Here is a 23,786-nt window from a genome sequence, read left to right on the forward strand (position 1 = left end):
TTTGTTACCCAATGTCCGGGATTTCACCGTGCTTAAAGATGATCGTCGGAGGGCCATATTCTCCGATGTCTGGATCCGCATCACGCGACCAGGCCACGATGCCGTCATATTGGCTAGCCAGTGATTTCCCTTCACGTATGGCACGATCTTCAGTCGGCATCTGTCTTGCCTCCATGGCCTCGACCATGTTGCCTTCGTCGTCTCTCCTATAGGCTGCGAGAACGATCAATTTGATTTTAGCCATGTCTCGGTTCCTTGTGTGGGTAATGGTCGTAGACCACCCCCGGCTTTTTGCGGTTGCACATTGATCGCGATTTGCGATTGTTCCATCACTGTATGGCTTCTGAAACCCACCAAACAATAGCACCCGTTACAATCGAGTGGGGTAGCTTTGAGATCTTATCGACGGTGTCAGGCTTGGCGCTGTGCCTGCTCGACCAATGGTCATCCGATAGCATTGGCAATGCCTATGTTACGGCGTTGATGGTCTGCGACGCGGTTTTGATCGGGAGCGACAAGGACACGGCAGCAGATTTCAGAGCGGCGTTTGTTGCAACTGCTCATGAAGCGGCTTTACCGGTTTTTCCCGACGATGATTTTAATTGATTATCGTGTGCGCGATTCGGGCCATTTATCTCATAGATGGGCCGATCACATTGCCTATAAAATCCTAGCTTCGCCTTGAGCAACGGACGGCCCAACGTCAATATCAATTTGCGTTAGGGATGAAGCGACTCTTTTGACGCCTAGGCTGACTAGATATTGTGTGGTGAGAGAAAGGTGCACCATGGCCAGTTGCTCGTGTCTATTCCCGCGCATGTGCATGACGATGTACTCTGCTACGACTGGATATTGCCCAGCGGGTAGGAATATGCCCTCACCTAGTTTGATCTTGCCAGCCGCGACAGTGAGCCTCTTACTGTTCCCGTCATCAAAAGTTCTCCTCTTCGCAGATTCATAAACCTTGAGACCACAACGCAAAAAGGCCTCGCAATTTCTTGCAAGACCTTCAAACGAAACTGGATGGTGGGCGTAACAGGGATTGAACCTGTGACCCCTACGATGTCAACGTAGTGCTCTCCCGCTGAGCTATACGCCCATCCGTTGCGGCGCATAAATCACGAAACTGGATGAAGCGTCAACTGCTTTTTTTCAGTTTTGTGAAAGGTTTATGCGAGGCCCTATGCCACAAGGAGTTTGTTCACTTCATCGACGAGATCACGCAGGTGGAAAGGCTTGGAAAGCACCTTCGCATCCTTCGGTGCCTTCGAATCAGCGTTGAGCGCGACCGCCGCGAAACCGGTGATGAACATGACCTTGAGGTCGGGGTCGAGTTCGGTGGCGCGGCGCGCGAGCTCGATGCCGTCCATCTCAGGCATCACGATGTCCGTCAGCAGAAGCGAGAAAGGCTCCTCACGAAGCCGGTCATAGGCGCTTGCGCCGTTGTCGAACGAGGAAACCTTGTAACCGGCTTTCTCCAGCGCCTTCACGAGAAAGCGGCGCATATCGTTGTCATCTTCCGCGAGAAGAATTTTCTGTACCATTTAAGTGACCGTAACTTCTGATTTACTGGGATTACCTTATCTCGATCATACCGTGTTTTCAGTAAATATCGTGTGAACGGTAGAATCATGACTCGGGTGACTGATGCACAGTATGGACTTGCTCTGCCTTAACTGGCAACATGAAGCTTCTGGCAGAATTATGACATGGTAAACGGGGCGGAATGGACTGGGTCACGGGCGAGTACGAACTCTTCGAAGTGCACGAACCCGCCGTTCACAGCATTCCGTTCGTGTATAACTCTCCCCACAGCGGCCGCTGCTACCCCGTTTCCTTCCTCGAATCATCCCGCTTGAACGCCTACGAAATCCGCCGGTCCGAAGATCATTTCGTCGACGAGCTGTTTTCCAGCGCCACAGATATCGGCGCGCCGCTCCTCAAAGCCAATTTCCCGCGCGCCTATCTGGACGTCAACCGCGAGCCCTACGAGCTCGATCAGCGCATGTTCGATGGCCCGCTGCCATCTTACGCCAATATCGGCTCCATGCGCGTGGCAGGCGGTCTTGGCACCGTGCCGCGCATCGTCGCAGAGAACATGGATATCTATGCCCACAGGCTGCCGGTGGACGAGGGCATCAGCCGAATAGAAAACATCTACAAGCCGTATCACGCCTGCCTGCGAAAGCTCGTCTCGCGCACGCACGCCGCCTTCGGCATGGCGGTGCTGATCGATTGTCACTCGATGCCGGGCAACATCCGCCTCGCCGGTTCCAACATACGCCCCGACGTCATCATCGGAGACCGGTACGGCACAAGCGCATCTGCGGAAATCTCCCGAGCCGCGCTTTATCTGCTGGAAGAACTGGGCTTTACCGCAGTCTACAACAAGCCTTACGCGGGCGGTTTCATCACCGAACATTACGGTCGCCCGGTCCGCTCTCTTCACGCGCTGCAGATCGAGGTCAACCGCGCGCTCTATGTGGATGAGAAGACGCTTTTGAAGACGGCCGAATTTTACGCCGTGCAGTCCGCGCTGGATACGTTCATGCGTCAGCTTTCGATGTTCGTGTCGGAATACGCAAACGACATGGCATTTGCTGCCGAATAGCAACTTCGATTTCGCTGAGTGAAGGCTGAGCGCGGGCGCTGTCTGCGCAAAAAAAACCGCGCCTTAGCGCGGTCAAGTCTAGGGAGGAAACACCCAAGGAGGGTATTTACAGTCAAAGACTGTGATCAAAATTTACGAATATCGTGCTTATTTGTCAATCAATTTTATTATTGCCTATAATTTGTACAAATTTTCGCTGTTTGCATGTTATTTGACCGACGCGGCCGCTCGAATGCATTTAAGACGGGCAGCAAATAGCAAGTGGACGAAGTCGGGCAAAGCGGGTTATGTCCTGATGGAGTTGCAGAGCGTTTGGCTTTCACACATCGCTCTTGCAGGAATTGCTTGTGGAACGACGAGGTTCTTGATGCTGCCAGATCGCGATTTCTTCTTTCGTCTTGCCGATGCAGCCAAGGCCGAAACACTTCCACGCTTTCGCACCGGCATCGCCGTCGCCAACAAGCAGGATGGCGGTTACGACCCCGTCACCGAGGGCGATCAGGCTGCAGAAACCGCCATTCGTGCACTGATTACGGAGCGTTTTCCCGATCACGGGATTCTGGGTGAAGAACACGGCAGCGTGGGCACGGACGGCGAGCATGTCTGGGTCATCGACCCGATCGATGGCACCCGCGCCTTTATTTCCGGCCTTCCGGTCTGGGGAACTCTCATCGGCTTCCAGTCGTCCGGTCGCGCCGTCATGGGCGTCATGGACCAGCCCTTTACCGGCGAACGTTATTTCGCGGATGGCGAAAATGCTTGGTATTTCGGCCCCGGTGGAGACAGGCAGATCAAAACCCGCAATTGCGAAACACTGTCGGATGCGATCCTCTTCACCACCTCGCCGCATATCTTCACCAACGAGGAAGCAGCGCGTTATGGCGCGGTCGAGGAAAAGGTTCGCCTGTTCCGTTATGGTGTCGATTGTTACGCCTATGCGCTGCTGGCGGGTGGGCATGTCGACCTCGTCATCGAGTCCGGCCTGAAGCCATATGATGTCGGCGCGCTCATTCCCATCATCGAGCAGGCGGGCGGTATCATCACCAATTGGGATGGCGGCAGACCGGAAGCGGCGGGGCGCATCCTTGCCGCTGGCAGCAAGGCCGTCCACGCCCAAGCGCTGGCCATGCTTTCCGGGCTATAGCACCCGCCGATCACTCAAGCTTTTCTAGATATCGCTCAGTGCTTTTGCGCTAAAGCGTATCCGCGCGCATTGGTTGTTCTTTGCGCGACCGAAGACCCTGCCCCATGCTTTGGCGATACGGCACATCCCTAAAATACAAGGAATGAAACAACGAAGTAACCGTTGGTTAACCATACTGCGGCACTCTGGCGTTGAATTCTTTTATTTTCATATACTGATATATGCGAGGAACGCTATGGCATATGACTGGAGTGGGAATACCGTTAAGGAAAAACACGACGACTGGACGGTCGTGGTTATGGTCGCCGTCGTGGCGCTGGTGCTATTGGTGACCATTGCGCCGCTGAGACTGATCAAAGCAGCATCGCCGCAGCATGTCATCGAAACGAGCGCGGCCGAGATCAGGCCTGCATAGGCGTTACGCCTTGACCAGATCCAGATGCAGCAGTTTGGGTGACAGGACCTGAAGAATGGTTTCGGACCGGCCGATATAGACAATCGCCGTATCCGTCATTCCCGCCAGAACCGCCGCCAGCCTGTCGATTGTTTCGGTCTCCAAACCTTCGAGAAGATCATCGATGAACAGCCAGCGCGGCTTCAACAGCACGGCATTGGCAACGCGCGCACAGGCCTGCTCATCGGAATCGAGCTTCTTGTCCCAGCGAATATTCTCGTCCATCCGTGGAATGATGTGGCCAAGACCGCACTGCTCCATGGCATCCAGAAAGTCCTGTTCCTGAAATTTCTGCGGGCTGCGCGGATAGCAGAGGATTTCACGCAACGGTGCCGCTGGCAGATAGCCGTGCTGGGCAATGAACAGGGTTTCCTCGCGCGGTGGCATGATCATGTTGCCGCGCCCCCATGGCCATAGGCCTGCAATCGCTGCGAAGAACAGGCGTCGGTTGACGCCCTGATCGCCATTGACCATCAACCGGTCCCCGACCTCGATCTCGACAGGCGCTTCCCGCAGGCGGAAGACGCGTGACATATCCTGCCCGCCCGCCTCCGGGGAGATTTCAACCGATGTCCACCGGATCGGCCCTGAGGTGACCCTTTCGATCTCGATGGCATTGCCATGCTGCTCCACGCTGTCCATCTGGATCAACGCATTGCGAAACACCGAAACGCGCTGCAAGGTCGCTTTCCAGGCGGCGATGGGGCCGAAATTGTCGATGTACCAGCGCAGGGCGACGTTCACCTGATTGAACGCACCAACCGCCATCATCAGCCCACCGAAGCTCAGATGCCCGGAAAAATACACCGGTGCTGCAATCAGAATCGGGGCGACGATGGCCAGCCAGCCATAACCTGAGGAAACCCATGTCAGGTGCGTCAGCGCCATGGCAAGGCCTTTGATGACACCCAGCACGGCATTGATGTCCTCGCCGATGCGGTGCCGCTCGTTCTTTTCCCCACGCGCCAGCGTGATCGCTGTCAGATTTTCACTGGCCCGCATCAGCGAGAAGCGAAGCTCTGCTTCTTTCGAGTAGCGCTCGGCATTGAGCGGCACCAGGCGGTAGCCGACGAGGTTGGAAAGCAGCGAGGCGGAACCCGCGTAAATCAACGCTGCCCAGACCATGTAACCGGGTATCGTCACCATCTTCCCGCTGATCTCGATAGCGAAACCTTCAGACAGACCCCATAAAACGCCGATGAAGCTGATCAGCAGAATGGTGGCATTGACGAGGCCGATGGCCAGCGCCGTGCTGCTTTCCGCCAGATTGCGCACATCGTCGTGCAGACGCTGATCAGGGTTGATGGCGATAGCCCCGAAACCAGCAAGCCTTGCGGCACGACCGGGCTTGAACCACTGGTCGACCATGTCCTTCGCCAAGCCTTCGCGCATGTTCAGCGCCGTCATCTGGTTCAGCCACGTCTGGAAGACGTTGAGCAGCAGAAGCGTCCCCGCGATCACCGCAAAGACTTCCAGTTGGTGCAGAAATGCATTGAGATCGCGTCGCTCCAGCGCATTGTAAAACGGCGCATTCCACTCGTTCAGTTTGACCTGGCCATAAGCGGTGACGAGAATGATGGTCAGAAGCGCGCACATCAGAAGAATGAGCTTGCCGCGCACTCTGGATGTCCAGAAGGCATTGCCCATCATCGCCAATTGCGATTTGAAATTCAAATCGAAGGACGGGTGGCCGACGGCCTCGGTGGACAGATTACCTTGCGCCATCAGTACCTTGCCATTTCCATGATATTTCAGATTTCGGGACTTTTTACAGGCGTCGAACATAGTTGCATGTCGTGACAGCAATAGCATGACGCGAAGGCTTGTCTACTTCCGACACAAGGCCGAAAAAGGACATCGCGCAGCAATGCGCCAAGGGCGTCAAATGTTCCTTGCTTTCTTTGCGTGCATTGCACAAAGTCGCAGCAATTAAAGAGGGGCGGCATGATCCGCGCGCAAACCGGAAAAACCGGGCAAGGGCAAGTATGTCAATCAAAGCAAGCATCTATCATCTGACGCATTATAAATATGACAACCCGATCCGACTCGGACCTCAGATCATACGATTGAAGCCTGCGCCGCACTCCCGTACCCATGTCATCAGCCATTCCCTGAAAGTCACGCCTGCCAATCACTTCGTGAATTTGCAGCAGGACCCCTACGGCAACTTTCTGGCCCGCTATGTCTTCCCCGATCCGGTCACGGAATTCCGCATCGAGGTCGATCTCGTCGCGGATATGACAGTCTATAACCCCTTCGACTTTTTCGTGGAGGAAAGCGCCACCTATTGGCCTTTCGAATATCCCGAAACGCTGAAGGCAGACCTCTCGATCTACCAGACGCCGGAACCGACTGGCCCACTTCTGGAAAACTACCTGAAAACCCTCGACTGGACGTCGGGACAGCCGACAGTCGATATGGTCGTCGGTCTCAATGCCCGCCTGCAAAGCGAAATCGGCTATGTCATCCGCATGGAAACCGGTGTGCAGACGCCGGAGGAAACGCTCGGCACCGCCAGAGGCTCATGCCGCGACACGAGCTGGCTGCTGGTGCAAATCCTGCGCCATCTCGGCTTCGCCGCACGCTTCGTCTCCGGTTATCTCATTCAGCTGACGCCCGATCTCAAGGCTCTGGACGGCCCCTCCGGAACAGAGGTGGACTTCACTGATCTGCACGCCTGGGCGGAAGTCTATCTTCCCGGTGCAGGCTGGGTGGGGCTTGATCCGACATCCGGCCTTCTGACGGGCGAAAGCCATGTGCCGCTGGCCGCAACCCCGCATTTCAGCAATGCCGCCCCCATTTCCGGCGGTTATTACGGCGAGGCCAACACCGAATTCGCCTTCGATATGAAGGTAACCCGCGTGGCCGAGCATCCCCGCATCACCAAGCCGTTTTCCGACGAAAGCTGGGATCGCCTGAATGCTCTGGGCGAAGAGGTGGACAAGGTTCTGGCGCAGCAGGATGTGCGCCTCACCATGGGCGGCGAGCCGACTTTCGTCTCCATCGACGATTTCGAATCAGGCGAATGGAACACCGATGCCGTCGGTCCGACGAAACGCGAAAAGGCCGATGTGCTGATCCGCAAATTGCGAGAGCGCTTCGCTCCCAACGGTTTCCTGCATTACGGCCAGGGCAAGTGGTACCCCGGCGAAAGCCTGCCGCGCTGGACGTTTTCGCTCTATTGGCGCAAGGACGGTCAGTCGGTCTGGCACAATCCTGATCTGGTCGCCCGCGAAGGTGCCGATACCGGCGTGACCTCGGAAGATGCGGAAAAGCTTCTGACCAACATCGCCACCAATATCGGCATCGCGCCGGAACTGGTGCTGCCCGCTTACGAAGATCCGGCGGAATGGCTGATCAAGGAAGGCAACCTGCCTGACAATGTCGATCCGTCGAATTCCCAGCTGAAGGACCCGGAAGAGCGCAACCGCATCGCCCGCGTGTTCGAGCGCGGCCTGACGACGCCGACTGGCTACATTCTGCCGGTACAGGCCTGGAATGCGAAAGCGACATCCGAAAAGCGCTGGATGAGCGAGAAGTGGAAGACCCGGCGCGGCCGCATCTTCCTCGTGCCCGGCGATAGCCCGGTCGGCTACCGCATTCCGCTCGGCACCCTGCCCCACGTGCCGCCATCGAAATTCCCCTATATCCATCCGGCCGATCCATCGGTAACCCGCGGCCCTCTGCCGGATGCCGTGGCACCGACCGAACGCGTCCTGCCGGAAGCTTCGTTTCAGGCTTCGGAAGGCGCTACGCAGGAGCGCATCGAGCAATCGATCAGCGATATCAACGGCGAAGTCCGCACCGCTTTGTCAGTGGAAGCGCGCGATGGACGTCTCTGCGTCTTCATGCCGCCGGTGGAAGAGATCGAGGACTATCTCGATCTCGTCGCAGCCGCTGAAAAAGCCGCGACCGATCTCGGCCTTCCCGTCCACATCGAGGGCTATACCCCGCCGCATGACGAGCGTATGAACGTCATCCGCGTCGCGCCCGACCCTGGTGTCATCGAAGTCAACATCCACCCGGCGGCCAGTTGGAAGGATTGCGTCGATATCACCACCGCCGTGTACGAGGATGCCCGTCAGACACGGCTGGGTGCGGATAAATTCATGATCGACGGTCGCCACACCGGCACCGGCGGCGGCAACCATGTGGTGGTGGGCGGTGCCAACCCCAATGACAGCCCGTTCCTGCGCCGTCCCGATCTGTTGAAAAGCCTCGTGCTGCACTGGCAGCGCCATCCCTCGCTGTCCTATCTCTTCTCCGGGCTGTTCATCGGCCCGACAAGCCAGGCACCGCGCATCGATGAAGCCCGTCATGACAGCATGTACGAGCTGGAAATCGCCATGGCGCAGGTGCCTATGCCGGGCAACGGCGAAGCACCGCCGCTGCCATGGCTGGTGGACCGTCTGTTCCGCAATTTGCTGACGGATGTCACCGGCAACACCCACCGCTCCGAAATCTGCATCGACAAGCTGTTTTCGCCGGATGGCCCAACTGGTCGTCTCGGTCTGGTTGAGTTCCGTGGATTCGAAATGCCACCGAATGCCCGCATGTCGCTGGCCCAGCAATTGCTGGTGCGCGCCATCATCGCCCGCTTCTGGAAGAACCCATCGGGTGGCCGTTTCGTGCGATGGGGAACGGCGCTGGCCGACCGTTTCATGCTGCCGCATTACATCTGGGCCGATTTCCTCGATGTTCTCGCAGACCTGAAGGAAAACGGCTTCGACGTGAAGCCGGAATGGTTTGCCGCCCAGCTGGAATTCCGCTTCCCCTTCTTCGGAGAGGTCGAATATGAGGGCTCGAAGCTGGAGCTTCGTCAGGCGCTGGAGCCATGGCACGTCATGGGCGAACAGGGTGCCATTGGCGGCACCGTGCGTTATGTGGATAGTTCGGTCGAGCGTTTGCAGGTGCGGCTGGAAACCTCCAACCCTTCCCGTTACACCGTGGCCTGCAACGGCCGCGCCGTGCCAATGAAACAGACGGAAAACTCCGGCGTCTCGGTCGCCGGTGTGCGCTTCAAGGCATGGCAGCCCTCGCAGGGTCTGCACCCGGCCCTACCGGTCAACACACCGCTAACCTTCGATATATATGATACATGGTCGAATCGATCGATCGGCGGCTGCATCTACCATGTTGCCCATCCGGGCGGTCGCACCTATGAGACGTTCCCCATCAACGGAAACGAAGCGGAAGCCAGAAGGCTTGCCCGTTTCGAGCCCTGGGGACATACCGCCGGTCAGTATACTCTGTGGCCGGAAGCTGCGTCGCCGGAGTTTCCGCTGACGCTTGATTTGAGACGCCCGCAGGGAGTGTGACTTGGCAAAGGCACCGGCAGTGGAACGGACAAATGATAAACCCGGCATGGCCTCCATGCTGGATTATCGTTCCATGCCCGGAATTGCCGATGAAATGCTGGATATCAACGGTCGCATCCGCCCTGTCTGGCAGCCTTTCGTCAACGCGCTTTCCCGCATGGAAGAGCGCGAATTGCACGAGCGCTTTTCCCGCACCGACCGTTACCTGCGCGACGCCGGCGTGTTTTACCGCGATTACAGCGCGCAGGGAAACACCGAACGCAACTGGCCGATTTCCCATATCCCCGTCCTGATCGACGACAAGGAATGGGAAGCGGTCTCCCACGGGCTCATTCAGCGCGCCAATCTGTTGGAAAGCATCGTTGCCGATTTCTACGGCGAAAACCGGCTGGTGCAACAGGGCTATGTGCCGCCGTCGCTGCTCGCCTCTAACCCGGAATATTTGCGTCCGCTCGTGGGCGTCAAACCGGCGGATGGCCACTATTTGCATTTCTGTTCGTTCGAAATCGGTCGCGGCCCTGACGGTCACTGGTGGGTGCTGGCGGACCGCACGCAGGCACCATCGGGTGCCGGTTTTGCGCTGGAAAACCGCGTGGCCACCACCCGCGCCTTTTCCGATATCTACGCCGAATCCCACGTCCACCGCCTTGCCTCCTTCTTCGGCGCGTTTCGCGATACGTTGCAATCCCACCGCCAGCACCCGGATGACCGCATCGCTGTTCTGACGCCCGGCCCCGCTAGCGAGACCTATTTCGAACACGCTTATATCGCCCGCTATCTCGGCTTCATGTTGCTGGAAGGGGAAGACCTGACCGTCGTCAACAACCGCGTCATGGTCCGCACGGTGGCGGGATTGAAGCCCATCGGCGTGTTGTGGCGACGTCTCGATGCCTCCTATACCGACCCGCTGGAGCTGGACCAGAACTCCCATATCGGCACGCCCGGCATGGTGCAGGCCCTGCGCTCCGGCTCGCTCAGCATGGTCAATGCGCTGGGCTCAGGCATTCTGGAAACCCGCGCGCTGCTTGCCTTTATGCCCGCCATCTGCCGCCATCTGCTGGGCGAAGATTTGGCAATGCCGTCCATCGCCACATGGTGGTGCGGCCAGCCGTCTGAGCGCGAACACGTGGCGCGCAACATCGAGCGCATGGTCATCGGCCCCGCCTATTCGCGCCTGCCCTTCTTTGACGATAACGGCCAGTCGGTGCTTGGCTCGTCGCTGCGCGAAACGGCGAAAGATTCCATCGGTGATTGGCTGGCGAGCGATGGCCACAAGTTGGTCGGTCAGGAAGTCGTCACGCTGTCCACCACCCCTGCTTATGTTGATGGCAAGTTGGTGCCGCGTCCCATGAGCTTGCGCGTCTTTGCCGCCCGCACGCAGGATGGCTGGCAGGTCATGCCCGGTGGCTTCGCCCGCATCGGCCGCAGCAATGATACGGCGGCCATTGCCATGCAGGCAGGCGGCAGCGCTGCCGATGTCTGGATCGTCTCCGACAAGCCGGTGGAGCGCACCACGCTTCTGCCAGCGGAAGAAAACTTCATCCGCAACATGCCCGGCAGCCTGCCGAGCCGCGCTGCCGACAATCTGTTCTGGCTGGGCCGTTACATCGAGCGGTCCGAAGGGGCGCTGCGCATCCTGCGCGCATGGCACGCCCGTTTTGCCGAATCCGCCGATCCGAAGCAGCCGCTGCTGGCCCACGTCACCGAATACCTTGAAACCGTCGATATCGACGTCGAGGAATCCGTTCCGGCAAGCCTGATCGCCAATCTCAACAGCGCGATCTATTCCGCCAGCAATATCAGAGACCGTTTCTCGCCGGATGGCTGGCTGGCGCTGAACGACCTCGCCAAAACCGCCCGCCGCTTCCAGAGCAAGGTGGCCGCTGGTGATGATGCCACCCATGCCATGACGGTGCTGTTGCGCAAGCTCGCTGGCTTTGCCGGTCTGGTGCATGAAAACATGTACCGTTTCACCGGCTGGCGCTTCCTGTCCATCGGTCGTTATCTGGAACGCGGCCTGCACCTGACCCGCCTTCTCGGGCATATGAGCGGCCCGGATGCGCCTGACGGTTCCTACGACATGCTGCTGGAAATTGGCGATAGCGTCATGACCCATCGCCGCCGCTACAACGTCAACACGGCAGCGCTGACGGTGATGGACCTGCTGGGTCTCGATCCGCTCAACCCGCGCTCCATTCTGTTCCAGCTCAACGAAATCCGCACCGAGGTCGAGCAACTGCCCAATGCCTTCGTCAACGGCCAGATGTCACCGTTCTACCGCGAAGTGATGCGGGTCCATTCCGGCCTAGCCGTCATGACGCCTGAGAACCTGTCACCCGCCGTCTTCCGGCAGCTGGAGCAGGATCTCGAACACCTCTCGGACCTTCTTGCCCAGACATATCTCGGATAAGCAATGCTCTACGATCTGACGCTGCACATGGGCTATATCTACGATACGCTGGCGTCAGGCGCACGCCACATCATCCGTGTCATGCCGCTATCTATCCCGGGCAGACAAAGACTGATCGCCGGTTCGCTCAGTGTCTCTCCGTCGCCGGAAGAGCGCACGGTTTTTAACGATTTCTTCCAGCAAAGCGCCACATCGGTCTTTCTGCGGGCATCACATGACAAGCTGGATATCCGTATGCAGGCCCGTGTGTCGGTAGAAAGCACCTCGCTGACGGCAGATTTTTCGCCGGAACTTTCAAGATTGCCACGGGATCTCGCCACCGTCTGGTCGCTTGATCCGCAATCCCCTCACCATCTGGCCGGCATCAGCCCCCGCATCGGTGAAAACACCGCCATTGCCGCTTACGCCCGCGAAACCATCAAGCCGGGCATGACGATCCGCGAAATTGCGCTAGCGCTGTGCAAACGCATCTACAAGGACTTCAAATATGATGGCGAGGCGACGACGGTCGATACGACGCCAGCGGAAGCCTTCAAGCTGAAACGCGGCGTCTGCCAGGATTTTTCGCACATCATGATCTCGGCGCTACGCAGCCTCGGCATTCCCGCAGGCTATGTCAGCGGTTTCCTGCGCACCATTCCGCCGGCTGGCAAGGAACGGCTGGAGGGGGCAGACGCCATGCACGCCTGGGTGCGCGTCTGGTGTGGTGAAGCGACAGGCTATATCGAGCTGGACCCCACCAACGACATCGTCGCAGGCAACGACCACATCGTGGTCGGTTATGGGCGTGACTATTCAGACATCGCCCCCGTCATCGGCGTCCTGAAAAGCTACGGCAACCAGCAGACCACGCAAGCCGTAGACGTCATCCCCGTCAAAACCTCAGCCTGACCCAAAACGGCACGAACGGCGTCTGACAACGGCACACAGCCTCGTTTCACGACAGGATTCTGTCTCGTTTCCAGCACTCGATAAATTTGCTCACGTTACGTTAGGAAAATCTACATCGCCCCGCGGTAGTGCTGATTCCATACAACAATCCAACAGGTGGACATGATGTTCAACGGGGCCGGAATGGTAAAAAACATGCGCGCACTGCTGGCTGACAGACAGGGCAATTTCGCGATGATGACAGCGGTAGCATTGCCGCTGCTGATGGGTGTTGCCGGTGGAGGCCTCGAGTTCACCAGAGCCATGCAGGTCAAATCCGATTTGCAGAATTCAGCCGATGCTGCAACTCTGGCCGCCGCAACGAAATTCCGCGAATCCGAAGGCAAGTTGAGCGACGAAGAGCTCAAGGGCGGAGTCGCATCCTTTCTTGGTGGACAGTCTTTTGCGCAGGGTTTGACCGAGCTGGAGAAAAAAGCACTCGAGTCCAATATCAACAGCGTCGCAAAACGGACAGAAACCACCAAAGGAACGAGCTTCAAGATCGCCACGACGGTCAGCTATCAGATGCCACTCAACCCGTTGCTGGGCATGATCTGGGCAAAAACGCTGACGCTGAGCGCCACAAGCACGTCAGAGAGCAGCTTCAACAAGGGCGCTCCCATGTCCATGTATCTGGTACTGGACCGTTCCGGCTCGATGTCGTTCAGGACAGATACCGTCGACAAAAGCAAATATTCATGCCCGAACTACACCTCCAGCAACTGGGGCCAAAGCCAATCAAAGGTTACGTCAAACCCCTGCTACGTCAACAAAAGCACGTCCCTTAAAACTGCCGTGAGCTACCTTGTCGACACACTCAACAAAGCCGACCCCACCTATCAGCTGGGCGGATCGCCGGAATCCAAGCTGGTCCGCACTGCAGCCGTTGCATATAACGATGCAAGTTTTGCAGCACAGGGATTTGAGTGGGGCACGAAGAAGACAAACGCCTATGTGCAGGCCATTCCGCAATATCCTGAAGGCGGCACGAATGCCAACATTGCGCTGAATACCGCCTATGACGCACTCAAAAGCAACAACACGAATATCATGACGACCAAAGAAGGTATCGAGCAGGGTAAGCAGGACAACAAGTTCTATAATCGCTACATCGTGCTGATGACGGATGGTGAAATGACCGGTTCCAGCTCAAGCTGGAGCTCCACCATCGACACGCAGGTTCGTGCAACATGCACAAAGGCCAAGGCCGACGACATAAAGATTTTTACCATCGCCTTCATGGCACCGGACAAGGGCAAAGCCCTTCTCCAAGCCTGCGCCACCAGCATCGACAACTATTACGCGCCGGAAAATATGGAAGAAATCGTTGAAGCTTTCGGCGACATTGCCAGAAAAGCATCCGGAAACATCAGCCGCCTGACGAACTGAATCCTTAACCGCCATTTGATAGACCACGAAAACCACCCCCGGTTTTCGTGGTTTTTTCGTTGTTTTCATACAACATGCATAAGCATGTCGTAACACTCTAAAGTCATTCACGTTTCCGACAAAACGACTGTTGCCACAGCTCGATATCGGTGCATAAATTGCCGTTATAACTGGCATGCCGGATCGATAGAATCAGACACTCTCCTCCCAACTAGGTGCTGACCGACCAATGATCAATAAACTCGTTACCAACGATCTTCCTCGTCCCGCCCCGCGTAGCTCGGAACCAGAAGTTCTCGCCTCCGAAATTATCGAGCGACTGACCTACCGCATTGGTAAGGACGTGAAGGTTGCCAAGCCGCATGACTGGCTGACGGCCACCATTCTGGTCATCAGAGACCGCGTCATCGACAAGTGGATGGAATCCACCCGCAAGGCGTACCAGAACGACAGCAAGCGCGTTTATTATCTGTCGCTGGAGTTCCTGATTGGCCGCCTGATGCGCGATGCCATCTCCAATCTTGGCCTGATGGGTGAGATCAAGGATGCGCTGACCTCGCTGGGTGTCGAGTTCGACGTGATCGCCGGCCTGGAGCCGGATGCAGCGCTGGGCAATGGTGGTCTTGGCCGCCTCGCCGCTTGCTTCATGGAATCCATGGCAACCGTCGATATTCCAGCCTATGGCTACGGCATTCGCTACGTCCACGGTCTTTTCCGCCAGCAGATGGCCGAAGGCTGGCAGGTGGAACTGCCCGAGACCTGGCTTGCGCATGGCAACCCTTGGGAATTCGAGCGTCGTGAAAGTTCCTATGAAATCGGCTTTGGCGGTTCGGTTGAAACCGTCGGTGGATATGAAGACCCGGAGCGTTTCGTCTGGAAACCAGCCGAGCGCATGATCGCCACCGCCTTCGACACACCCGTTGTCGGCTGGCGCGGCACCCGCGTCAACACGTTGCGCCTGTGGTCGGCACAGCCGATCGACCCGATCCTGCTCGACGCCTTCAACGCCGGTGATCACATCGGTGCTCTCAGGGAAAGCAACAAGGCCGAAGCGCTGACCCGCGTTCTCTACCCCGCCGACGCCAATCCGGCGGGCCAGGAACTGCGTCTTCGCCAGGAATATTTCTTCTCCTCCGCTTCGCTTCAGGACATTCTGCGCCGCCATTTGCAGCAATATCCTGACTTCACCAACCTTGCGGACAAGGTGTCAATCCAGCTGAACGACACGCATCCGGCCATTTCCATTGCCGAAATGATGCGTCTGCTGGGCGACGTCCACGGCCTGACCTTCGAAGACGCCTGGCACATTACGCGCCATACCTTCTCCTACACCAACCACACGCTTCTGCCCGAAGCGCTGGAAAGCTGGCCGGTACCGCTGCTGGAGCGGCTGCTGCCGCGCCACATGCAGATCATCTACGCGATCAATGCCCAGACGCTTCTTTTTGCCCGCAAGGAAAAGAAGATGCTCGACCAGCAGGTGCGCTCCATCTCGCTGATCGAAGAAGGCGGCGAGCGCCGGGTGCGCATGGGCAATCTCGCCTTTATCGGTTCGCACTCCATCAACGGCGTATCGGCACTTCACACCGAGCTGATGAAGGAAACCGTGTTTTCCGATCTTCACACGCTCTATCCTGACCGCATCAACAACAAGACCAACGGCATCACACCCCGCCGCTGGCTGATGCAGTGCAACCCCGGCCTGACAGACCTCATCCGCGAATCCATCGGCGATGCGTTTCTGGACGATGCGGAAAAGCTGGTGGCCCTCGATCGCTTTGCCGAAGATGCTGGCTTCCGCGAGAAATTCGCCGAAATCAAGCGTCAGAACAAGGTGCGGCTTGCCAATCTGGTTGCGCAACGCATGGGCATCCGCGTCGATCCGTCTGCCATGTTCGACATCCAGATCAAGCGCATCCACGAATACAAACGCCAGCTCTTGAACCTCGTCGAAGCCGTTGCTCTTTATGATCAAATCCGTTCGCGCCCGGAACTGGATTGGGTGCCACGCGTTAAGTTCTTTGCTGGCAAAGCAGCGCCGAGTTATCACAATGCAAAGCTCATCATAAAGCTCGCCAATGATATCGCGCGCGTCATCAACAACGATCCGGCAGTGCGCGGGCTTCTGAAAGTGGTTTTCATTCCCAATTACAACGTGTCGCTGGCAGAAATCATGGTTCCGGCAGCCGATTTGTCGGAGCAGATTTCAACGGCTGGCATGGAAGCATCCGGTACCGGCAACATGAAATTCGGCCTGAACGGCGCGCTGACCATCGGCACGCTCGATGGTGCGAATGTCGAAATGCTGGAACATGTCGGTGCTGATAACATCGTCATTTTCGGCAAGACCGCCGCCGAAGTGGCACAGGCTCGTGCCGAAGGGCACAATCCGCGTGCCATCATCGAGAACTCTGCCGAGTTGTCACAAGCCGTTTCGTCCATCGCATCGGGCGTGTTTTCGCCCGATGACCGCTCGCGTTTCGCCGAGTTGATGGACGGCATCTACAACACCGACTGGTTCATGGTCGCTGCAGATTTCGACGCCTACGCGCAAGCACAGCGTGACGTCGATGCCATCTGGAGCGAACCGGCAAGCTGGTACGAAAAAACCGTACGCAATACGGCGCGCATGGGCTGGTTCTCGTCCGACAGGACGATCCGGCAATACGCGTCCGAAATCTGGAGAGCCTGATGAAGAAACCGCTCAATTCTGCCGAAGAGAAAAAGACTGGCACCATCGCTAAGGCTGAGATCGAGGCAATCAAGAGCGGTTTGCATTCCAACCCCTTTGCCGTCCTGGGCGTCCACCAGACGCCGGACGGCTTTGTGGCCCGGTGCTTCATTCCCGGTGCGGAAGAAGTCACCGTCATGACATTGGACGGCAACGTTGCGGGTGAACTAGCCCGCACCGATGCCGACGGCTTCTTCGAAGGCCCGATCCAGCTTTCCAAACGACAGCCGATCCGCTACCGCGCGCTGCGCGACGATGCGGAATGGGCCGTCACCGACCCCTACAGCTTCGGCCCGGTACTCGGCCCGATGGATGATTACCTCGTGCGTGAAGGCTCGCACCTGCGCCTGTTCGACAAGATGGGCGCACATCCGCTGAAGCTCGAAGGCGTCGAAGGCTTCCATTTCGCCGTCTGGGCACCCAATGCCCGGCGCGTATCGGTTGTTGGTGATTTCAACAACTGGGATGGCCGCCGTCATGTCATGCGCTTCCGCAAGGACACCGGCATCTGGGAAATCTTTGCGCCGGATGTCTATTCCGGTTGCAGCTACAAGTTCGAAATCATCGGTCCGCATGGCGAATTGCTGCCGCTGAAAGCCGACCCTTATGCCCGCCGCGCCGAGCTGCGTCCCAAAAACGCCTCCGTCACCACGCCGGAACTCGTGCAGGAATGGAGCGATGACGCGCACCGCAAGCATTGGGCCAGCATCGATCAGCGTCGCCAGCCGATCAGCATCTACGAAGTGCACGCCTCCTCGTGGCAACACAATGAGAGCGGCGAGTTCCTGACATGGGATGAACTGGCCGCACGGCTCATCCCTTACTGCGCCGACATGGGCTTTACCCATATTGAATTCATGCCCATTTCCGAACATCCCTATGATCCATCCTGGGGATATCAGACCACCGGCCTCTACGCGCCCACCGCCCGTTTTGGAGAGCCGGAAGGCTTTGCCCGCTTCGTCAACGGTGCACACAAGGTCGGCATCGGCGTTCTCCTGGATTGGGTTCCCGCCCACTTCCCAACCGACGAACACGGCCTGAAATGGTTTGATGGCACCGCGCTTTATGAGCATGCCGATCCACGTCAGGGCTTTCACCCCGACTGGAACACCGCGATCTACAATTTCGGTCGCGTCGAGGTCATGTCCTACCTCATTAACAACGCGCTCTATTGGGCCGAAAAATTCCATCTCGATGGCCTGCGCGTCGATGCCGTGGCGTCCATGCTGTATCTCGATTATTCCCGCAAGGAAGGCGAGTGGGTTCCCAACGAATATGGCGGGCGCGAAAACCTGGAATCCGTGCGTTTCCTTCAGCAGATGAACACGCTGATTTACGGCAACCACCCCGGCGTCATGACAATTGCCGAGGAATCCACCTCTTGGCCGAAGGTCTCGCAGCCGGTGCATGAGGGTGGTCTCGGCTTCGGCTTCAAGTGGAACATGGGCTTCATGCACGATACGCTGAGCTATTTCCAGCGCGAGCCGGTGCATCGCAAGTTCCACCATCAGGAACTCAGCTTCGGCCTGCTCTATGCCTTCAGCGAAAACTTCGTGCTGCCAATTTCCCATGATGAAGTGGTGCACGGCAAGGGCTCGATGATTGCCAAGATGCCGGGCGACGACTGGCAAAAATTCGCCAATCTGCGCGCCTATTATGCCTTCATGTGGGGTTATCCCGGCAAGAAGCTGCTGTTCATGGGCCAGGAATTCGCGCAATGGAGCGAGTGGAGCGAAAAGTCGTCGCTCGACTGGAACCTGCTGCAATATCATATGCATGAGGGCATGCGCCGCCTCGTGCGCGATCTCAACTTCATGTACCGCTCGAAAGCAGCGCTGCATGCGCGTGACTGTGAACCGGAAGGCTTCCAGTGGCTTTCTGCAGACGACCATGAAAACTCCGTTTTTGCATGGCTTCGCTTGGCACCGGGTGAAAAGCCGGTGGCCGTCATCAGCAATCTGACGCCTGTCTACCGCGAGAATTTCTACGTGCCGCTGCCCACTGCCGGTCGCTGGCGCGAAGTTCTCAACACCGATGCCGAGATTTACGGCGGCACCGGCAAGGGCAATGGCGGGCGCGTACAGGCCGTGGATGCGGGTGGCCAGATCGGCGCAACCCTGACCCTACCGCCGCTGGCCGTCATCATGCTGGAGCTGGAAAGCTGACGGCATGGAACTGAATATCTGGGCACCGTGTTCGGGAACTGCGGTGTTTGTCGTCAAGATAATCTACGGAATTTTATGGGAGGATTGCTATGAGTGAGAAAAGAATTCAGCCACTGGCACGCGATGCGATGGCCTATGTTCTGGCCGGTGGACGTGGCAGCCGCCTGAAGGAACTGACCGACAGACGTGCAAAACCCGCCGTCTATTTCGGCGGCAAGGCGCGCATCATCGATTTCGCGCTGTCCAACGCGTTGAACTCCGGCATTCGCCGCATCGGCGTCGCCACACAGTACAAGGCCCACTCACTCATCCGCCACCTTCAGCGCGGCTGGGACTTTTTCCGCCCGGAACGCAACGAAAGTTTCGATATTCTGCCCGCCTCCCAGCGTGTTTCCGAAACGCAATGGTATGAAGGCACTGCTGACGCGGTCTACCAGAACATCGACATCATCGAGTCCCACGGCCCGGAATATATGGTCATTCTGGCGGGCGACCACATCTACAAGATGGACTATGAATACATGTTGCAACAGCATGTGGACAGCGGCGCGGATGTGACCATCGGCTGCCTTGAAGTGCCGCGCATGGAAGCCGTCGGTTTCGGCGTCATGCATGTCAACGAGAAGGATGAAATCATCGATTTCATCGAAAAGCCCGCCGATCCGCCGGGTATTCCCGGCAATCCTGATTTCGCCCTGGCGTCCATGGGTATCTACGTATTCCACACGAAGTTCCTGATGGAATGCCTGCGCCGCGATGCCGCCGACCCCAATTCCAGTCGCGATTTCGGCAAGGACATCATTCCCCATATCGTGCAGCATGGTAAGGCCGTGGCCCACCGTTTTGCCTCGTCCTGCGTGCGCTCCGACTTCGAAAACGGTCCATACTGGCGCGATGTCGGCACCATCGATGCCTATTGGCAGGCCAATATCGACCTCACCGACATCGTTCCGGACCTCGACATCTACGACAAGTCCTGGCCGATATGGACCTATGCGGAAATTCTGCCGCCTGCCAAATTCGTGCATGACGATGAGAATCGCCGGGGTTCGGCCACCTCTTCTGTGGTGGCGGGTGACTGCATCATCTCCGGCTCGTCGCTCAATCGCAGCCTGTTGTTTACCGGCGTCAGAGCCAATTCATACTCACGCCTTGAGAATGCCGTAGTGCTGCCGAGTGTGAAGATCGGACGTCACGCCCAGCTCAGCAATGTCGTGATCGACCATGGCGTCGTCATTCCGGAAGGGCTTGTTGTTGGAGAAGACCATGACCTGGATGCAAAACGTTTCCGCCGTACAGACAGCGGCATTTGCCTGATAACCCAATCGATGATCGACAAGCTGGATTTGTAGGCCTCATGAAAGTTCTTTCGGTTGCGTCCGAAGTCTATCCCCTCATCAAGACCGGGGGGCTCGCCGATGTCGCCGGCGCGCTTCCCATCGCCCTTAAAGCCTGCGGGGTCACCACCCGCACGCTGATTCCCGGTTACCCCGCCGTCAAAGCGGCGGTCGAAGGTGCGGTAAAGATAGCCGAACTGCCGGATCTCTTAGGCGAACATGCCGATATTCTCGAGGCGCATCACGAAGGGCTGGACCTGCTCATTCTGGATGCCCCCGCTTATTATGACCGCCCGGCTGGCCCCTATCTCGATTCCACCGGCAAGGACTTTGCCGACAACTGGAAGCGCTTCGCCGCCTTATCCCTTGCGGCGGCGGAAATTGCCGCAGGCAAGTTGGAAGGCTGGCAACCGGACCTTATGCATGCGCATGACTGGCAAGCCGCCATGGCCCCGGTCTATATGCGCTATGCCGAAACGCCGGAAATCCCCAGCATTCTCACCATCCACAACATCGCTTTTCAAGGCCAGTTCGGCGCAAACATCTTCAGCGAGTTGCGACTGCCCGCCCATGCCTTCAACACCGAAAGCATCGAATATTACAACGATATCAGCTTCCTGAAGGGCGGCATCCAGACCTCGACCGTCATCAGCACGGTCAGCCCGTCCTATGCCGAGGAAATACTGACGCCGGAATTCGGCATGGGTCTGGATGGCGTTATCAGAAGCCGCGCCCATGTCATGCATGGCATCGTCAATGGCATCGACGCCGATGTCTGGAACCCCGCGACCGACCATCTCATCCACGACAATTACTCGGCGGCCAATCTCAAACTGCGCACTCTCAACAAGGCGCGGGTGGCCAGCCACTACCGTATCGATCAGGATAGCGGTCCTCTCTTTTGCGTCATCTCCCGTCTGACGTGGCAAAAGGGCATCGACCTCGTGGCAGAGGTCGTGGACGATATCGTCGCCGCGGGCGGCAGGCTTGTCGTGCTGGGTGCCGGTGAAATCGGGCTGGAAGGCGCGCTTCTGGCCGCCGCCTCACGCCATCCGGGCCGGGTGGGCGTTGCCATCGGTTACAACGAGCCACTGTCCCACCTCATGCAGGCGGGCTGTGATGCCATCATCGTTCCATCCCGCTTCGAGCCCTGCGGCCTGACGCAGCTTTACGCCCTGCGATACGGCTGCATTCCCATCGTTGCGCGCAATGGCGGTCTCAACGACACCGTCATCGATGCCAACCACGCGGCCATCGCTGCCAAAGTGGCGACGGGCGTGCAATTCTCTTCCATTACCGCAGACGGTTTGCGCCAAGCCATTCGCCGCACCGTGCGCTATTATCACGACCAGAAACTGTGGACGCAGATGCAGAAGCAGGGCATGAAATCGGATGTTTCCTGGGAGAAAAGCGCCGGCCTTTACGCCGCACTTTACACCCGACTTATTTCGAAAGGCCAATAAATGACGATCAACACGATCAAGACCAAGCCATTTCAGGACCAGAAGCCGGGTACATCCGGTCTGCGCAAGAAGGTGCCGGTCTTTGCGCAGGAAAACTACGCCGAGAACTTCATCCAGTCGATTTTCGACAGCCTGGAAGGCTTTGCCGGGCAAACGCTGGTGATCGGCGGCGACGGTCGTTATTACAACCGCGATGTCATTCAAAAGACCATCAAGATGGCGGCAGCCGCCGGTTTCGGCAAGGTTCTGGTCGGTCAGGGCGGCATTCTATCCACGCCCGCGGCATCCCACATCATCCGCAAATACAAGGCTTTCGGCGGCATCATTCTGTCCGCCAGCCACAATCCCGGCGGCCCCAACGAAGACTTCGGCATCAAATACAATATTGGCAATGGCGGCCCTGCACCGGAAAAGATCACCGATGCGATTTTCGACCGCACCAAGTCGATCGAAACCTACCGCATCTCCGACGCCGCCGATGTCGACCTCGACACAATTGGAACGGCGGATGTTGACGGCATGACGGTCGAAGTGATCGATCCGGTCGCCGACTACGCCGCGCTGATGGAAGAGCTGTTCGATTTCGCTGCCATCCGCAACCTGATTGCCGGTGGCTTCAAGGTGGTGGTCGACAGCATGAGCGCCGTTACAGGCCCTTACGCCGTCGAAATCATCGAAAAGCGCCTCGGCGCGCCCGCCGGTTCAGTCTGGAATTCCGTTCCCCTGCCAGATTTCGGCGGCCACCACCCGGACCCGAACCTCGTCCACGCCAAGGACATGTACGATGCGGTGATGAGCGCTGACGGTCCCGATTTCGGTGCCGCGTCCGATGGCGACGGCGACCGCAACATGGTGGTCGGCAAAGGCATGTTCGTGACCCCGTCCGACAGCCTCGCCATCATCGCCGCCAATGCGAAGCTTGCCCCCGGTTATGCTTCCGGCATTTCCGGCATCGCCCGCTCCATGCCCACAAGTGCAGCGGCAGACCGCGTCGCGGAAAAGCTCGGCATCGGCATGTATGAAACACCGACGGGCTGGAAGTTCTTCGGCAACCTGCTGGACGCTGGCAAAGTCACCGTCTGCGGCGAAGAAAGCTTCGGCACCGGCTCCAACCACGTGCGCGAAAAAGACGGTCTCTGGGCCGTGCTGTTCTGGCTGAATATCGTCGCCGCCCGCAAGGAAAGCGTCAAGGACATCGTCACCCAGCACTGGGCCGAATATGGCCGCAACTACTATTCGCGCCACGACTACGAAGAAGTCGATAGCGACGCCGCCAACACGCTGGTCTCCATCCTGCGCGAAAAGCTCGCCACACTGCCCGGCACCAGCTACGGCGCACTGAAGGTCAAGGCCGCCGACGATTTCGCCTATAACGACCCTGTCGACCAGTCCGTCAGCAAGAACCAAGGCATCCGCATCCTCTTCGAAGGCGGCTCCCGCATCGTCATCCGCCTGTCGGGCACCGGCACATCGGGTGCCACGCTGCGCCTCTACGTCGAGCGTTACGAGGCCGATGCGTCCCGCCATAATATTGAAACGCAGGAGGCTTTGGCCGATCTGATTTCGGCCGCTGATGCGATTGCGGGCATCAAGAAGCATACGGGGCGTGATGCTCCGACGGTTATTACGTGATCGTCTGAGTTCAGGGCAGTGGGTGGGGCTTACCCCCCCTCTGCCCTGCCGGGCATCTCCCCCTCAAGGGGGGAGATCAGCTGGGCGCGCTGACTTTACTTCAATCTCGACAGTACTGATGGCCGGAAGGTTGCTGCGAGTCGATCTCCCCCCTTGAGGGGGAGATGTCCGGCAGGACAGAGGGGGGTAAGCCCCACCC

At 58.0% G+C, this 23,786-nt stretch carries 16 protein-coding genes and 1 tRNA gene; 13 read left to right on the forward strand and 4 right to left on the reverse strand.

Translation table 11 applies throughout. The features are described from left to right. Positions 1-4: 4 nt before the first annotated feature. A complete protein-coding gene (locus DSM25558_RS17745; RefSeq protein WP_077106016.1) occupies positions 5-244 on the reverse strand; it encodes a hypothetical protein in 240 nt (79 codons plus the stop codon). Between the two features lie 53 nt (positions 245-297). Here DSM25558_RS17745 and DSM25558_RS17750 point away from each other — a divergent pair, with 53 nt between their 5' ends. After that, positions 298-606: a DUF982 domain-containing protein gene (locus DSM25558_RS17750; RefSeq protein ID WP_244554244.1), complete on the forward strand. Its 309-nt coding sequence runs from the start codon at positions 298-300 to the stop codon at positions 604-606. A 418-nt stretch (positions 607-1,024) separates the two neighbouring features. Here DSM25558_RS17750 and DSM25558_RS17760 read toward each other — a convergent pair. Beyond that, positions 1,025-1,099 (reverse strand) — tRNA-Val (locus DSM25558_RS17760). 82 nt (positions 1,100-1,181) lie between these two features. Further along, on the reverse strand, positions 1,182-1,544 hold the full coding sequence (gene cpdR, locus DSM25558_RS17765; RefSeq protein ID WP_027675545.1) for a cell cycle two-component system response regulator CpdR: 363 nt from the start codon (positions 1,542-1,544) through the stop codon (positions 1,182-1,184). 182 nt (positions 1,545-1,726) lie between these two features. Here cpdR and DSM25558_RS17770 point away from each other — a divergent pair, with 182 nt between their 5' ends. The 3 genes from DSM25558_RS17770 (at position 1,727) to DSM25558_RS17780 (ending at position 4,170) form a co-directional block, all read left to right on the forward strand. Then, on the forward strand, positions 1,727-2,611 hold the full coding sequence (locus DSM25558_RS17770; protein WP_077106018.1) for an N-formylglutamate amidohydrolase: 885 nt from the start codon (positions 1,727-1,729) through the stop codon (positions 2,609-2,611). Positions 2,612-2,978: 367 nt separating this feature from the next. Continuing rightward, positions 2,979-3,755, forward strand: coding sequence for a histidinol-phosphatase (gene hisN / locus DSM25558_RS17775; protein ID WP_077106037.1), 777 nt, complete (start codon positions 2,979-2,981; stop codon positions 3,753-3,755). Positions 3,756-3,990: 235 nt separating this feature from the next. Beyond that, on the forward strand, positions 3,991-4,170 hold the full coding sequence (locus DSM25558_RS17780; RefSeq protein ID WP_077106019.1) for a hypothetical protein: 180 nt from the start codon (positions 3,991-3,993) through the stop codon (positions 4,168-4,170). A 3-nt stretch (positions 4,171-4,173) separates the two neighbouring features. Here DSM25558_RS17780 and DSM25558_RS17785 read toward each other — a convergent pair whose 3' ends face one another. After that, positions 4,174-5,934, reverse strand: a complete 1,761-nt coding sequence (locus DSM25558_RS17785) for an ABC transporter ATP-binding protein/permease (RefSeq protein ID WP_077106020.1) — start codon at positions 5,932-5,934, stop codon at positions 4,174-4,176. A gap of 260 nt (positions 5,935-6,194) precedes the next feature. On the opposite strand from DSM25558_RS17785, the gene DSM25558_RS17790 reads away from it, so the two are divergent. The 9 genes from DSM25558_RS17790 (at position 6,195) to DSM25558_RS17830 (ending at position 23,587) form a co-directional block, all read left to right on the forward strand. Next, positions 6,195-9,527, forward strand: a complete 3,333-nt coding sequence (locus DSM25558_RS17790) for a transglutaminase family protein (protein WP_077106021.1) — start codon at positions 6,195-6,197, stop codon at positions 9,525-9,527. Position 9,528: 1 nt separating this feature from the next. Beyond that, a complete protein-coding gene (locus tag DSM25558_RS17795; protein ID WP_371480155.1) occupies positions 9,529-11,937 on the forward strand; it encodes a circularly permuted type 2 ATP-grasp protein in 2,409 nt (802 codons plus the stop codon). Between the two features lie 3 nt (positions 11,938-11,940). After that, positions 11,941-12,828, forward strand: a complete 888-nt coding sequence (locus DSM25558_RS17800) for a transglutaminase family protein (protein WP_077106022.1) — start codon at positions 11,941-11,943, stop codon at positions 12,826-12,828. 183 nt (positions 12,829-13,011) lie between these two features. Further along, positions 13,012-14,256 (forward strand): vWA domain-containing protein, encoded by a 1,245-nt coding sequence (locus DSM25558_RS17805; RefSeq protein ID WP_143240151.1) that lies wholly within the window; start codon positions 13,012-13,014, stop codon positions 14,254-14,256. Positions 14,257-14,485: 229 nt separating this feature from the next. Beyond that, on the forward strand, positions 14,486-16,948 hold the full coding sequence (locus DSM25558_RS17810) for a glycogen/starch/alpha-glucan phosphorylase (RefSeq protein WP_077106024.1): 2,463 nt from the start codon (positions 14,486-14,488) through the stop codon (positions 16,946-16,948). Further along, a complete protein-coding gene (glgB, locus tag DSM25558_RS17815) occupies positions 16,948-19,155 on the forward strand; it encodes a 1,4-alpha-glucan branching protein GlgB (RefSeq protein WP_077106025.1) in 2,208 nt (735 codons plus the stop codon). The genes DSM25558_RS17810 and glgB overlap by 1 nt, the downstream gene beginning before the upstream one ends. Before the next feature lie 89 nt (positions 19,156-19,244). Further along, positions 19,245-20,507: a glucose-1-phosphate adenylyltransferase gene (glgC, locus tag DSM25558_RS17820; RefSeq protein WP_067650931.1), complete on the forward strand. Its 1,263-nt coding sequence runs from the start codon at positions 19,245-19,247 to the stop codon at positions 20,505-20,507. 5 nt (positions 20,508-20,512) lie between these two features. Continuing rightward, on the forward strand, positions 20,513-21,955 hold the full coding sequence (gene glgA / locus DSM25558_RS17825; protein ID WP_077106026.1) for a glycogen synthase GlgA: 1,443 nt from the start codon (positions 20,513-20,515) through the stop codon (positions 21,953-21,955). Next, positions 21,956-23,587 carry an alpha-D-glucose phosphate-specific phosphoglucomutase gene (locus DSM25558_RS17830; protein ID WP_077106027.1) on the forward strand — a complete coding sequence of 544 codons (1,632 nt, stop codon included), beginning with the start codon at positions 21,956-21,958 and terminating at the stop codon, positions 23,585-23,587. It begins immediately after the preceding gene. The last annotated feature ends 199 nt before the right edge of the window (positions 23,588-23,786 follow it).

It is taken from the genome of Agrobacterium sp. DSM 25558 (assembly GCF_900100825.1).
Classification (GTDB): domain Bacteria; phylum Pseudomonadota; class Alphaproteobacteria; order Rhizobiales; family Rhizobiaceae; genus Agrobacterium.

Coding starts and splice junctions, on each gene's coding strand:
- DSM25558_RS17745 (WP_077106016.1), bottom strand. CDS start 244: ATGGCTAAAATCAAATTGATCGTTCTCGCAGCCTATAGGAGAGACGAC.
- cpdR (WP_027675545.1), bottom strand. CDS start 1,544: ATGGTACAGAAAATTCTTCTCGCGGAAGATGACAACGATATGCGCCGC.
- DSM25558_RS17770 (WP_077106018.1), top strand. CDS start 1,727: ATGGACTGGGTCACGGGCGAGTACGAACTCTTCGAAGTGCACGAACCC.
- hisN (WP_077106037.1), top strand. CDS start 2,979: ATGCTGCCAGATCGCGATTTCTTCTTTCGTCTTGCCGATGCAGCCAAG.
- DSM25558_RS17780 (WP_077106019.1), top strand. CDS start 3,991: ATGGCATATGACTGGAGTGGGAATACCGTTAAGGAAAAACACGACGAC.
- DSM25558_RS17785 (WP_077106020.1), bottom strand. CDS start 5,934: ATGGCGCAAGGTAATCTGTCCACCGAGGCCGTCGGCCACCCGTCCTTC.
- DSM25558_RS17790 (WP_077106021.1), top strand. CDS start 6,195: ATGTCAATCAAAGCAAGCATCTATCATCTGACGCATTATAAATATGAC.
- DSM25558_RS17800 (WP_077106022.1), top strand. CDS start 11,941: ATGCTCTACGATCTGACGCTGCACATGGGCTATATCTACGATACGCTG.
- DSM25558_RS17805 (WP_143240151.1), top strand. CDS start 13,012: ATGGTAAAAAACATGCGCGCACTGCTGGCTGACAGACAGGGCAATTTC.
- DSM25558_RS17810 (WP_077106024.1), top strand. CDS start 14,486: ATGATCAATAAACTCGTTACCAACGATCTTCCTCGTCCCGCCCCGCGT.
- glgB (WP_077106025.1), top strand. CDS start 16,948: ATGAAGAAACCGCTCAATTCTGCCGAAGAGAAAAAGACTGGCACCATC.
- glgC (WP_067650931.1), top strand. CDS start 19,245: ATGAGTGAGAAAAGAATTCAGCCACTGGCACGCGATGCGATGGCCTAT.
- glgA (WP_077106026.1), top strand. CDS start 20,513: ATGAAAGTTCTTTCGGTTGCGTCCGAAGTCTATCCCCTCATCAAGACC.
- DSM25558_RS17830 (WP_077106027.1), top strand. CDS start 21,956: ATGACGATCAACACGATCAAGACCAAGCCATTTCAGGACCAGAAGCCG.